The organism is Microbacterium sp. NPDC078814, from assembly GCF_040702645.1.
Taxonomy (GTDB): domain Bacteria; phylum Actinomycetota; class Actinomycetes; order Actinomycetales; family Microbacteriaceae; genus Microbacterium.
On the sequence record NZ_JBFBLT010000005.1, the window covers coordinates 77,560 to 90,092 of the forward strand.

At 70.9% G+C, this 12,533-nt stretch carries 14 protein-coding genes; 8 read left to right on the forward strand and 6 right to left on the reverse strand.

Annotation, left to right across the window (positions count from 1 at the left end):
- Positions 1-44 precede the first annotated feature (44 nt).
- From xseA to AB0300_RS11190, 5 genes are read left to right on the forward strand one after another with little or no spacing between them, the layout of a single operon-like run.
- Entirely contained in the window at positions 45-1,322 is a 1,278-nt protein-coding gene (xseA, locus tag AB0300_RS11170; protein WP_062766407.1) for an exodeoxyribonuclease VII large subunit, read from the forward strand.
- A 36-nt stretch (positions 1,323-1,358) separates the two neighbouring features.
- Complete coding sequence (locus tag AB0300_RS11175) at positions 1,359-1,592, forward strand: exodeoxyribonuclease VII small subunit (RefSeq protein ID WP_060922691.1); 234 nt, start codon at positions 1,359-1,361, stop codon at positions 1,590-1,592.
- Positions 1,589-2,233, forward strand: coding sequence for a DUF4245 family protein (locus tag AB0300_RS11180; protein WP_025103948.1), 645 nt, complete (start codon positions 1,589-1,591; stop codon positions 2,231-2,233). The genes AB0300_RS11175 and AB0300_RS11180 overlap by 4 nt, the downstream gene beginning before the upstream one ends.
- Positions 2,230-2,904: a carbonic anhydrase gene (locus tag AB0300_RS11185; RefSeq protein WP_025103947.1), complete on the forward strand. Its 675-nt coding sequence runs from the start codon at positions 2,230-2,232 to the stop codon at positions 2,902-2,904. Before AB0300_RS11180 ends, AB0300_RS11185 begins: the two co-directional genes overlap by 4 nt.
- Positions 2,901-4,295 (forward strand): class II fumarate hydratase, encoded by a 1,395-nt coding sequence (locus AB0300_RS11190; RefSeq protein WP_062633568.1) that lies wholly within the window; start codon positions 2,901-2,903, stop codon positions 4,293-4,295. Before AB0300_RS11185 ends, AB0300_RS11190 begins: the two co-directional genes overlap by 4 nt.
- Positions 4,296-4,377: 82 nt before the next feature.
- On the opposite strand, the gene AB0300_RS11195 is transcribed toward AB0300_RS11190, so the two are convergent.
- The 3 genes from AB0300_RS11195 to AB0300_RS11205 all read right to left on the reverse strand — a co-directional run bounded on the left by AB0300_RS11195 (position 4,378) and on the right by AB0300_RS11205 (position 7,862).
- On the reverse strand, positions 4,378-5,664 hold the full coding sequence (locus tag AB0300_RS11195; RefSeq protein WP_231729609.1) for a PhoH family protein: 1,287 nt from the start codon (positions 5,662-5,664) through the stop codon (positions 4,378-4,380).
- 254 nt (positions 5,665-5,918) lie between these two features.
- The gene (locus AB0300_RS11200) at positions 5,919-7,049 is read right to left on the reverse strand and encodes an aminotransferase class V-fold PLP-dependent enzyme (RefSeq protein WP_366216015.1); all 1,131 of its coding nucleotides are present in this window, start codon (positions 7,047-7,049) and stop codon (positions 5,919-5,921) included.
- Positions 7,050-7,082: 33 nt separating this feature from the next.
- Complete coding sequence (locus AB0300_RS11205; RefSeq protein ID WP_366216124.1) at positions 7,083-7,862, reverse strand: isoprenyl transferase; 780 nt, start codon at positions 7,860-7,862, stop codon at positions 7,083-7,085.
- A gap of 96 nt (positions 7,863-7,958) precedes the next feature.
- On the opposite strand from AB0300_RS11205, the gene AB0300_RS11210 reads away from it, so the two are divergent.
- Complete coding sequence (locus AB0300_RS11210; protein ID WP_366216016.1) at positions 7,959-8,690, forward strand: hemolysin III family protein; 732 nt, start codon at positions 7,959-7,961, stop codon at positions 8,688-8,690.
- 7 nt (positions 8,691-8,697) lie between these two features.
- Here the strand turns inward: AB0300_RS11210 and AB0300_RS11215 are convergent, their stop codons facing one another.
- A complete protein-coding gene (locus AB0300_RS11215; protein WP_025103940.1) occupies positions 8,698-8,985 on the reverse strand; it encodes a hypothetical protein in 288 nt (95 codons plus the stop codon).
- A 68-nt stretch (positions 8,986-9,053) separates the two neighbouring features.
- Between AB0300_RS11215 and AB0300_RS11220 the strand changes: the two genes are divergently transcribed.
- Both AB0300_RS11220 and greA read left to right on the forward strand, forming a co-directional pair.
- Positions 9,054-9,440, forward strand: coding sequence for a DUF4307 domain-containing protein (locus AB0300_RS11220; RefSeq protein WP_025103939.1), 387 nt, complete (start codon positions 9,054-9,056; stop codon positions 9,438-9,440).
- Positions 9,441-9,537: 97 nt separating this feature from the next.
- Positions 9,538-10,029, forward strand: a complete 492-nt coding sequence (gene greA, locus AB0300_RS11225) for a transcription elongation factor GreA (RefSeq protein ID WP_025103938.1) — start codon at positions 9,538-9,540, stop codon at positions 10,027-10,029.
- A 61-nt stretch (positions 10,030-10,090) separates the two neighbouring features.
- Here greA and ilvA read toward each other — a convergent pair whose 3' ends face one another.
- Positions 10,091-11,320, reverse strand: a complete 1,230-nt coding sequence (gene ilvA / locus AB0300_RS11230; protein ID WP_366216017.1) for a threonine ammonia-lyase — start codon at positions 11,318-11,320, stop codon at positions 10,091-10,093.
- On the reverse strand, positions 11,317-12,513 hold the full coding sequence (locus AB0300_RS11235; protein WP_025103936.1) for an AI-2E family transporter: 1,197 nt from the start codon (positions 12,511-12,513) through the stop codon (positions 11,317-11,319). Before AB0300_RS11235 ends, ilvA begins: the two co-directional genes overlap by 4 nt.
- Positions 12,514-12,533: the final 20 nt, after the last annotated feature.

Consider the following 12,533-nt stretch of genomic DNA (forward strand, 5'->3'; position numbering starts at 1 on the left):
CGGCTGGGCGGGGCCGGTGAGTGCGCGGGCAGGAACGGGAGCAGATGACAGTCTTCGAAGCGACGACGGGACCGGGCGAGACCCCGCCGGCGGATGCCGTCGCCCCGCGCGACTCCACGGCCCAGGCACCGACGTCGGTCGCCCGACTGAACGCCACCATCCGCGACTTCGTGGCGCGATGGAACACGGTGTGGGTCGAGGGCGAGATCACGTCCTGGAACGTGCGCGCCGGAAACGTCTTCGCCCGCCTCAAGGACACCCGGTCCGATGCGCAGATCTCCATCCGTGTCTGGTCAAGCGTGCGCGGCCGCATCCCCGCCGACCTGGGCGTGGGCGATCACGTGGTCGCCGCCGTGAAGGCCGACTACTTCGTCCGCTCCGGGGACTTCAGCTTCGCGGTCTCGGCCATGAAGCACGTCGGGCTCGGCGACCAGCTCGAGCGCCTAGAGCGGCTGCGGGTGCAGCTCCGCCAGGAGGGCCTCTTCGATCCCGCACGCAAGAAGCGCCTGCCGTTCCTCCCCCATGTCATCGGACTCATCACCGGCGAGCGCTCAGACGCCGAGAAGGACGTGCACCGCAACGCCGAGCTGCGCTGGCCGCAGGTGCGGTTCAAGACCGCGTACGCCGCGGTGCAGGGCGATCGCTGCGTGCCGGACACGCTGGCGGCTCTCGCCCGTCTGGACGCCGACCCCGAGGTCGACGTCATCATCATCGCTCGCGGCGGCGGCGACCCGCAGACCCTCCTCGGCTTCAGCGACGAACGCCTCGTCCGAGCCGTGGCCGCCGCCTCCACACCGGTGGTCAGCGCCATCGGCCATGAGAACGACCACCCCCTCCTCGACGACGTCGCCGATCTCCGCGCCTCGACGCCGACCGATGCCGCCAAGCGCGTCGTCCCCGACGTCGGGGAGCAACGCGCACTCATCGCGCAGCTGCGGTCCCGGGCCACCACCCGCCTCACGCAGCGCCTCACGCACGACATCGCCCAGCTCGAGCAGCTGCGGTCCCGGCCGGTGCTGCGCTCGCCCGATCCGATCATCGACAGCCGCGCACAGGAGACCTTCCTGCTTCTCGCTCGCGGTCGCGACGCGGTCACCCGGCAGCTCGACGACGCCGGCCGGCGGACCGGTGAACTGCGCGCCTCGCTGCGCGCCCTCTCCCCCGCCGCCACTCTGGCCCGCGGTTACGCGATCGCGCATCTGGAGGGCGGCGTCATCCTCCGCGATGCGGCCGATGCGCCTGCGGGCAGCGCGCTCACCCTCACGGTGGACCGAGGGTCGCTCGCGGTGCGCTCGGAGGGCGAGATCGCGGAAGGCGCCTGAGCGGGCGGCGTCCGGGGCACGACGTAGGATGGAGGAGTGAGCGCCGTGAACGACACCCCTGTGGACACGCTGTCGTTCGAGGCGGCCCGTGACGAGCTCGTCCGGGTCGTCGCCGAGCTCGAACAGGGGGCGCCCACCCTCGAGCACTCACTCGCGCTCTGGGAGCGCGGCGAGGCCCTGGCCGCCCGCTGCGAGGAGTGGCTGCTCGGCGCGAAGCGTCGCCTCGAAGCCGCGCGCACCGCCACCACCGACGAGAGCGACGCGTCATGAGCAAGGGCCCCGCGATCAACGCCGACCTCGGTCGACCGGAGACGCCCGACGAGACCGCCGCACGCAAGGCCGCGTCGAGCAAGGCCTACCGGTCGAGCCAGACCGTCCGCAACCTCGTCGCCGCGCTCGTGGTGACCCTCGCGGTCGTCGTCGTCATCATCGCGCTCGTCCCCCGGGGCGAGCCGGTCGCGGCGAAGCCGATCGACGTCGCCGCCATCGCCGCGGACGTCGAGTCGTCCATGGGCAGCCCGGCGATCGTCCCCGAGACGGACGACTTCTGGCGGGTGAACGCCGCTGAGCTCCAGAGCGGAGCCCCCGTCGTCTGGGAGGTCACCCTCGCCCCCGCGGCCCAGGACGAGCGCGGGTTCATCAAGCTCGCCCAGGCCTTCGACGCCGACGCCTCGTGGGCCCCGCAGCGCCTGAACGGCGTCGCCCCGACCGACACCATCCGCATCGGCGGCCGGGAGTGGGACGTCTATCGGCCCGGGTCCGCCGGCGCGGAGGCGAACGTCACCTATGCCCTGGGCACCCAGGCCGGCGACGACTACGTGCTTCTCTACGGCTCCCGCTCGGCCGACTCCACCGCCGAGCTCGCGGAGTCGCTCATCCCCCAGATCCGCACCGTCTCGGAGGCCCGATGACCCACCCGCTGACCCCCGCCGCCGCCTGGAAGCAGATGCAGGACGGCAACCGTCGCTTCGTCCGCGACGAGCCCCAGCACCCGAACCAGAACGTCGACCGCCGCAAGGACCTCACCGCGGCCCAGCACCCCGTCGCGACGCTGTTCGGCTGCTCGGACTCCCGCCTGGCCGCCGAGATCATCTTCGACCTCGGCCTCGGCGACCTCTTCGTCGTGCGCAACGCCGGGCAGGTGATCGGCGAGTCGATCGTGGCGAGCCTGGAGTACGCGGTCGCCGTCCTCGAGGTGCCGCTCATCGTGGTCCTCGCACACGACTCCTGCGGTGCGGTGCGCGCCGCCATCGACGGCACCGCCATCGATGCCGACCCGCTCCCCCCGCACATCTGGAAGCTCATCGCGCCGATCGTCCCTGCCGCGCGCAAGGTCCTCGCGGAGAGCGGCGGCGGCACGGTGGCCGACATCGATGCGGAGCTCGTCGGACGCGAGCACCTGCGCAACACCGTCAACGACCTGCTGCAGTCGTCCGAGATCATCAGCAACGCCGTCGCCGAAGGCCGTCTCGGCATCGTCGGCGCCAACTATCGTCTGGCCGAGGGTGAGGCAGCGCCTGTCATCACGGTCGGCATCGAAGCCGAGGGGATCGACCCCGCAACCAAGGAGGGTTCGGAATGACCGACACCGAGTACCGCATCGAACACGACACCATGGGTGAGGTGCGAGTGCCCGTGAACGCGCTCTACGGGGCGCAGACGCAGCGCGCCGTGGAGAACTTCCCGATCTCCGGCAAGGGCCTGGAGTCGACGCAGATCGCCGCACTCGCGCGCATCAAGAAGGCCGCCGCGCTGGCGAACAAGGAGCTCGGCACGCTCGACGGCGCCATTGCCGACGCGATCGCCCAGGCCGCCGACCAGGTCGCCGCGGGCAGCCACGACGGCGAGTTCCCGGTCGACACCTACCAGACCGGCTCCGGCACCTCGTCGAACATGAACATGAACGAGGTCCTGGCGACGCTCGCGAGCCGCATCCTCGGCTCGACCGTGCACCCCAACGACCACGTGAACGCCTCGCAGTCGTCGAATGACGTGTTCCCCACCTCGGTGCACATCGCGGTCACCCAGGCGCTCATCGACACCCTGATCCCGGCGCTCGACCACCTCGCCGTCGCGCTCGAGGCCAAGGCGGAGCTCTGGAAGGACGCGGTCAAGTCCGGCCGCACGCACCTCATGGACGCGACGCCCGTCACGCTCGGCCAGGAGTTCGGCGGCTACGCCCGCCAGATCCGCCTGGGCATCGAGCGCGTGCAGTCGGCGCTCCCCCGCGTGGCCGAGGTGCCTCTGGGCGGCACCGCTGTCGGCACCGGCATCAACACGCCGCTCGGCTTCCCGCAGAAGGTCATCGAGCTGCTCGCGGCCGAGACCGAGCTGCCCATCACCGAGGCGAAGGACCACTTCGAGGCGCAGGCGAACCGCGACGGTCTCGTCGAGGCCTCCGGCGCGCTCCGCACCATCGCCGTGTCGCTCACGAAGATCAACAACGACCTGCGCTGGATGGGCTCCGGCCCGAACACCGGTCTCGGCGAGCTGCACATCCCCGACCTGCAGCCGGGATCCTCGATCATGCCGGGCAAGGTGAACCCCGTCGTTCCCGAGGCCGTGCTCATGGTGTGCGCGCGCGTCATCGGCAACGACGCCACGGTCGCCTGGGCCGGCGCCTCCGGTTCGTTCGAGCTGAACGTCGCCATCCCGGTCATGGGCACCGCGCTGCTCGAGTCGATCCGTCTGCTGTCGAACGCCTCGCGGGTGCTCGCCGACAAGACCATCGACGGCCTGCAGGCGAACCTCGACCGCGCCGCCGCCTTCGCGGGCATGAGCCCGTCGATCGTGACGCCGCTGAACAAGCTGATCGGCTACGAGGCCGCCGCGAAGATCGCCAAGCACTCGGTCGCCAAGGGCATCACGGTGCGCGACGCCGTGATCGACCTCGGCTACGTCGAGCGCGGTGAGCTCACGCTGGAGCAGCTGGACGAGAAGCTCGACCTCCTGTCGATGACCCACCCGGGCTGATCCCCACCCGACACGGATGCCGCGAGGACCTCGGTCCTCGCGGCATCCGTCGTCTCCGGCCCCGTCCCGTGCAGGTGACGGGTCAGCTGAGTTCGCCGCCCTCCAGGAGGTCGGTGACGAGGGCGGCGATGGCGGAGCGCTCCGAGCGGGTCAGGGTGACGTGGCCGAAGAGACCGTGTCCCTTGAGGGTCTCGATGACGCTCGCGATACCGTCGTGCCGGCCGACGCGGAGGTTGTCGCGCTGCCCGACGTCGTGGGTGAGGATCACGCGCGAGTTCTGGCCCATGCGGCTGAGCACCGTGAGCAGCACGTTCCGCTCCAGGGACTGCGCCTCGTCCACGATCACGAACGCGTCGTGCAGGGACCGTCCCCGGATGTGGGTGAGGGGCATCACCTCCAGGAGCCCGCGCTCGACCACCTCGTCGATGACGTTCCCCGAGACCACGGAGCCGAGGGTGTCGTACACCGCCTGGCCCCAGGGGTTCATCTTCTCCCCCTGGTCGCCCGGCAGGTAGCCGAGTTCCTGACCCCCGACGGCGAACAGCGGACGGAAGACGATGATCTTCTTCTGCTGCTGCCGCTCCAGCACGGCCTCCAGCCCCGCGCATAGCGCGAGCGCCGACTTGCCGGTGCCTGCGCGCCCGCCCAGGGACACGATGCCCACCTCGGGGTCGAGGAGCAGGTCGATCGCGATGCGCTGCTCGGCGGAGCGCCCGTGCATGCCGAAGATGTCCCGGTCACCGCGGACGAGCCGGAACTCGCCGTCACCGGTGACCCGACCCAGGGCGGACCCGCGCTCGGAGTGGATGATCAGGCCCGTGTTGACGGGAAGCCCGTGCACGTCCTCGCTGAGCCCGACCTCGCTCTCGTAGAGGTCGCTGATGTCGTCGCCGGAGAGATCGAGGGCGGCGATGCCGGTCCAGCCCGAGTCCACGGCCTGCTCCGCGAGGTACTCCTCGGCACGCAGCCCGAGGGACGCGGCCTTCACCCGCATCGGAAGGTCCTTCGAGACGATGGTCACGTCCTGGCCGTCCTGCGCGAGGTGCATCGCGACGGAGAGGATGCGGCTGTCGTTGTCGCTGAGGCGGATGCCGGCCGGGAGCACCGAGAGGTCGGCGTTGCCCAGCTCGACGCGGAGCGTGCCCCCCTCGCCGACCTCCACCGGGAAGTCGAGGCGGCCGTGCTCGACGCGGAGATCGTCGAGGTGCCGCAGCGCCTGGCGGGCGAAGTACCCGATCTCCGGGTCGTGCCGCTTGCCCTCGAGCTCGGTGATGACGACGACCGGGAGCACCACGGAATGCTCCGCGAACCGGAAGAGTGCCTGCGGATCGCTCAGCAGGACCGAGGTGTCGAGGACGTAGGTGCGCAGATCCTGAGCGGGTTCTGCGGCCCCGGCCTGACTCGGCGTCTGACGGGTGGACTGCTGCGCGATGCTGGTGGACTGCTGCGCTGTACGTGTGGTCACGACCCACTCCCGACCCGGGGATTCCCGGCTATTCGAACGAGTCGACCAGGGGGTCACGAGTCGCGAACCTGAGGCCGACCCGACCGGGCGCCTTGCCCGATGCCTTGAAGGTACGGCCGCCCGAGGGCTTTCCCCGGCCTCGACACGCCAGCTATTCGTTACGGGACGATGAACGATTCCCTGCCGAAGGCCCCGAGCGCTTCGTCGAGCAGACCGAGGGTCTCGGTGTCGGTGCCGGCATGCGGCGCGATGCGGATCGACCCGCCCCGAGCGGTCACGACGAGTCCGGCGTTGGCGAGCGCCGCGGCGAGCCGCGCGGGTTCCTCCGGAGCGAGCGCGACGATCCCGGCGCGTTCGCGGGGCTCGCGCGGTGAGGCGACGGCGATCCCATGGCGGTCGGCCGTGGCGATCACCGCGTCCACCTGCGCGGACAGCCGCTCCTCGATGGCCGCGACGCCGGCGTCCCTGACGTCCCGCGCGCCGATCGCGAGCCGACCGGCCGCGAGGGTGTCCGGCACGCTGATCGTGTAGGCCTTCGCGTCCGGTGCCGGGGCCGGGCGCTCGTCGACGACCAGCCCGGTCGCCGCCGTCCCCGTGATGCCGGAGAGCACGGGCACGATCCGTTCACGCGCCCGCGGCGAGAACCAGGCGAACCCGGTGCCCCGGCCCGCGCGCAGCCACTTGTAGCCGTGCCCGACGACGACGTCCGCGACGCTGTAGTCGGCGTCGATCACGCCGAAGGACTGCACGGCGTCGACGATGAGGAGGCGGTCCGGGCCGAGGACGTCCCGCAGCGCGGCGAGGTCGACCCGGTACCCGGTGCGGAAGTCGACGTGGCTGACGGCCAGGGCCACGACATCGTCGTCGAGGACGGCGGCCACAGCGTCGGGGGTGACGCGTCCGTCGTCGGGCGTGATCCAGCGGGGCGTGACCGCGTGCTCTGACGCGGCCGCCGCGCGCTCCAGGGTGAGGCTCACGCTCGGGAACTCCGCAGTGCTCGCGACGACCGCGCCGGAGACCCCGTAGAGCGCGTGCATGAGGCCGTGCGTCGACGACGGCTGCAGCGTGACCTCCGCGGACTCCGCCCCGAGGAGCTCGGCGACGACCTCCTGCGCCTGTCCGATCCGCTCCCCCACGAGCGCCAGCGACGACGGCCGGCCGTTCCCGAGGAGGTCCGCGTCGGCGATGACCTCGGCACGGACGGACGGCGACACGGGGCCGAACGCCGCCCAGTTCAGATAGCCGGGCTCCGCGTCGAACGTACTGAGGTAGTCGTCGAAAGCGCTCACTGCGTCATTGTGCCACGCCCCGCGGCTCCCGGATCAGCGACCGAAGCGGCGGTCGCGGTCGGCGTAGTCGCGGATCGCGCGGAGGAAGTCGACCTGTCGCAGATCGGGCCCGAGCGCCTCGACGAAGTAGAACTCGCTGTGCGCGCTCTGCCACAGCAGGAAGTCGCTCAGCCGCTGCTCGCCGCTCGTGCGGATCACGAGGTCCGGATCGGGCTGGCCGCCCGTGTAGAGGTGCTCCCCGATCATCTCCGGAGTGAGCTGCGCCGCGAGGTCCTCCAGCGTGCCGCCCGACGCCTCGTGTGTGGTGATGATGCTGCGCACCGCGTCGACGATCTCGTTCCGGCCGCCGTACCCGGCCGCGAGGTTCACGTGCAGGCCGGTGTGGTCCTTCGTGCGCACCTCCGCATCGGCGAGCACGCGCGCCAGCTCCGCGGGGAGGATGTCGGAGCGGCCGACGTGCTTGACCCGCCAGTTCCCCTTCTGGGAGAGCGCCTCGGCGAGCTCCGCGATGATCTCGATGAGGTCGGCGAGCTCGGCCGAGTCCCGTTTGCGGAGGTTGTCGCTGGAGAGGAGGTAGAGCGAGACCACACGCACCCCGAGTTCATCGCACCAGCCGAGGAACTCCTGCATCTTGGCGGCGCCTGCACGGTGCCCTTCGGCCGGGGTGTCGAAACCGAGCTGCCGCGCCCACCGGCGGTTGCCGTCGATCATCATGGCGACGTGGTGCGGAACCGAGGCCGGATCGAGGTGGCGACGCAGCCGGCTGGTGTACAGCCGGTACAGCGGTCCCCGTCCCGGGCTCTCGCGTGACATCACCCACCTACGCTACCCTGCCCCGCCCTTCCGCGCCGGTGCAGAACCTGGGGACATGTACGGGGACGGGCATGCGCTCCCGCCTAGAGTGAGCACGTGAGCACTTCCGACCAGACCGGCGCCGACCTCCCGAAGCTGCCGCTGCTCGAAGCGGCAGCCGCCGACGCGGCGACCGAGATCAAACCGACCTGGCGCGGGTGGATCCACGCCGGCACGTTCCCCGTCGCGATCGCCGCTGGCATCGTCCTCGTCACCCTGTCCCAGGGAGCGGCGGCCAAGTGGGCGGCGGTGGTCTTCATGGCCACCTCGCTGCTGCTGTTCGGGAACTCCGCCCTGTACCACCGTTTCAACTGGCGACCGCGCGTGAAGGGCATCCTCAAGCGGATCGACCACGCCAACATCCTGCTGCTCATCGCCGGCACGTACACCCCGCTCGCGACCCTGGCGCTGCCGCCGGCCAAAGGCGTCCTGCTGCTGACCCTGGTCTGGAGCGGGGCCCTGCTCGGCATCCTCTTCCGCGTGTTCTGGATCCACGCGCCGCGCTGGCTCTACGTCGCGCTGTATCTGCTGCTCGGCTGGGCCTCGGTGATGTACATCGTCGACCTGCTCGACGCCAACGTCGCCATGATGGTGCTCGTGATCGTCGGCGGTCTGCTCTACACGGGCGGCGCCATCGTCTACGCGCTGAAGAAGCCGAACCCGTGGCCAGGCCACTTCGGCTTCCACGAGATCTTCCACGTGTGCACGGTCCTGGCCTTCCTCTGCCACTGGACCGCATGCCTGCTGATCGCCCTGCACCCGCTCTCGCCGTCGCTCGGCGCGCCCTGAGCGGCGGTCAGCGCTCGCGCGGCTCCTCGTCGGGCGCGGCCGGTGCGTCCGGTGCGGTGCGACCCTGGTCCTGGGCGTCTTCGGCGGCGCGGGCGGCCTCCTCCGCGTCGAGCTCCTCGCGCACCTCTTCGCGGTACCGCACCCGGCGGATCCGGCGGTTCATGTCCCAGATCAGCAGGATCACGGCGACGAGCACGATGACGATCACCGCGAAGCCCGCGAAGCCCGGCGTGACCGACTCCGGGGCCACCGTCATCGACGGTGTCGGCATCGGGGTCTCGGAGAGGAAGCGCATGAATCGGCCTTTCGTACGCAGGTCGCATAACCTGGTATCACCAGCCTAACGACCGGAAGACCCCACCTGTGACGACCGCCCTCCAGCTCGACGAACGCTATGGCCGCACCCGCCGCCGCCGGTGGCCGTGGTTCCTCGCCGGGGCCGTCGCGCTCCTCCTCCTCGCGGCCCTCGCGTGGTCCATCGTCGGCCAGTCGCTGAGCTCGGTCGACGCCGATGATCTGGGCTTCGAGCTCGTGGACGAGCACGCCGTCGACGTGCGCTTCCAGGTGACCGGCGTCCAGGGCAAGGACGTCGTGTGCGTGCTCGAGGCCCTCGACGAGGAGTTCGGCGTCGTGGGCTGGAAGATCGTGGAGATCCCGGCGGGAGACGCCCATGCGCTCACCCGTGCGGAGCGCATCCCGACCGTCGCGGAGGCCACGACAGGTTTGGTGAACACCTGCTGGGTCGCCTAGACTGATGCCAGACAGACGACGCCCCGGCACCGTGCCGGGGCGTCTTGGCATATCCCCCGCGGCATCTCGGCGGGATCCCGATAGAAGGAGCTTCGTCATGTCCACCGATGCTCAGGTCCCCTTCCTCACGCAGGAAGCCTACGACCGGCTCGTCGCCGAGCTGGAACACCTCTCCACCGTCGGTCGCGACGAGATCGCCAAGCGCATCGAGGCGGCCCGCGAGGAGGGCGACCTCAAGGAGAACGGCGGCTACCACGCGGCGAAGGACGAGCAGGGCAAGCAGGAGGCCCGCATCCGCACCCTGGAGGCGCTGTTGAAGACCGCCAAGGTCGGCGAGGCCCCTGCCAGCCGGGGCATCGTCGAGCCGGGCACCGTCGTGACCGCGATCGTCGCGGGCGGCGAGGAGGTCTTCCTCCTCGGCAGCCGCGAGATCGCCGCCGCCGGCAGCGACCTCGACGTCTACAGCGAGGCCAGCCCGCTGGGCCAGGCGATCCTCGGCCTCAAGGTCGGCGAGTCCTCGTCGTACGAGGCACCGAACGGCCGCTCGATCAGCGTCGAGATCGTGAAGGTGGAGACCTACACGGGCTGACGCGCCCTCACGAGACACCCCCTCGACCGCCACGGTCGAGGGGGTGTCGCGCGTTCGGGGGTCAGTCCTGGACGACGATGGGGGCGAAGCCGGCGCGACGGAGGGTGTCGAGCGTGTGGGCCGAGTGGTCCGCCCCGCGGGTCTCGACGCTGAGCTCGAGGATGACCTCGCTGATCTGCAGTCCGTGGCCGTGACGCGTGTGCATCGCCTCGATGACGTTCGCTCCCGCCTCCGCGATGAGCTCGGACACGCGGGCCAGCTGGCCGGGACGGTCCGGCAGCGGGATGCGGATCGTCAGGTACCGCCCCGAGGCGGCGAGGCCGTGCGACACCACGCGCTGCAGCAGGAGCGGGTCGATGTTGCCGCCCGACAGCACGGCCATCGTCGTGCCGGTCGCCGACACACGTCCGGAGAGGATCGCGGCGACGCCCGCCGCACCGGCGGGCTCCACGACGACCTTGGCCTGCTCCAGGAGCACGAGCATGGCACGCGCGAGGTCGTCGTCCGAGACGGTCACCACCTCGTCGACGAGGTCCTTGATGATATCGAACGGCACAGCTCCCGGGCGCGCGACGAGGATGCCGTCGGCGATGGTCGGGCGCGTGACGATGTCGACCGGCTCCCCGGCCGCCAGCGACGGCGGCACCGCGGCTGCGTTCTCCGCCTGGACGCCGATCACGCGGATCGTCCGTCCGAGCTCGGCGGCCTTGGCCTTGACCGCGGCGGCGACGCCGGCGATCAGCCCTCCTCCGCCGATGCCGAGGACGACGGTGTCGATCTCGGGCGCATCCTCCAGCAGCTCCAGACCGAGGGTGCCCTGCCCGATCACGATGTCCCGGTGGTCGAACGGGTGGATGAGGACGGCGCCGGTGCGTTCCGCGAACTCGGCGGCCAGGCGCAGCGACGTGGCGACGGTCTCCCCCTCGAGCACCACCTCGGCCCCGTAGCCGCGGGTGGCGAGGAGCTTCGGCACGGGGACCCCGAGCGGCATGAAGATCGTCGCGGGGATGCCGAGCGCCTGGGCGGCCAGAGCGACGCCCTGCGCGTGGTTCCCGGCCGAGGCCGCCACGACGCCACGGGAGCGCTCCTCCGCGCTGAGGCGGGAGAGCCGGTACGCCGCGCCGCGGATCTTGAAGGACCCCGTGCGCTGCAGGTTCTCCATCTTCAGCAGCACGGGGGCACCGAGCGCGTCGGACAGCGCCCGGGAGGGCAGCGTCGGGGTGTGCGAGATCACCTCAGCCAGACTTCGAGCCGCGTCCTGGAACTCGGTCAGGCTGGGGACTGCGCTCATCGATTCCTCCGTCTCCGCTCACGCGGAACTGTGCTCCAGATCAGATCTCCACTCGGCCCGACGCCGGTGCGCCAGGATCCCGAGCTGATGGTCACCGCCGCCACGTTCACGAACGCGGCCAGCGGGACGGCGAACAGGGCACCCGGGATGCCCGCGATCATCGCGCCGCCCGCGACCACGAGGACGACGGCGAGCGGGTGCACCTTGACGGCGGAGCCCATCATGATCGGCTGCAGGATGTGGCCCTCGATCTGCTGGACGGCGAGGACGACGACGAGCATCCAGAGGGCGATCCACGGCCCGTTGTAGACGAGCGCGAGGAAGACGGCCACGGCACCGGTCACCACCGCACCGACGATGGGGATGAACGAGCCGAGGAACACGAGAACTGCGACGGGCAGCGCGAGCGGGACCTGGAGCAGGAAGGCGCCGAGGCCGATGCCGATCGCGTCGATCGTCGCCACGAAGAGCTGCGTCCTGGCGTAGTTGACGATCGTCGTCCAGCCGTTGCGCGCGGCGCCGTCGACGGCGGGGCGGGCCTTCCGGGGGAAGATGCGCAGCGTCCAGCGCCAGATGCCGGCGCCGTCGGCGAGGAGGCAGATGAGGATGAACAGCGACAGCAGCGCGCCGGTGGCGACGTGCCCGACGGTCGTCCCGATCGCGAGGGCGCCCGTCCAGAGGACCTGCGCCTGCTCGCTGATGAAGTCGAGGCCCTGCTGCAGGTAGTTCGCGATCTGCGTGTCCGACAGGTTCAGCGGACCGTCGTGCAGCCACACCTGGAACTGGTCGAAGGCCTCGGTCGTGCGCTGCTGCACGTCCGGGAGCTGGGCGCGCACCTGCCAGACCACGAGCCACATCAGCCCGGTGACGATGGCGATCGTGCCGATGAGGGAGACAGCGATCGCGAGCCAGCGCGGGAATCCGTGACGCAGCATCCAGGAGAACGCCGGCCACAGCAGGGCGGTGATGAGGATGCCCACCATCAGCGGGATGACGAGGAGCTTGAGCAGCATCACCAGCCAGATGAAGACGCCGGCCGCCGCTGCGATGAGCAGCAGGCGCCAGGCGTAGCTCGCCGTGATGCGCAGGGGCAGCGGCACCGCCTCGTCGGCTTCGGTGGTCACGGTCCGATCGGTCACCACGGGGCGCGGACGGAACAGATCGCGCAGCCGGGGTCGCTGGTCCTCGCTCATCGCCTCAGTCTACGGTCATG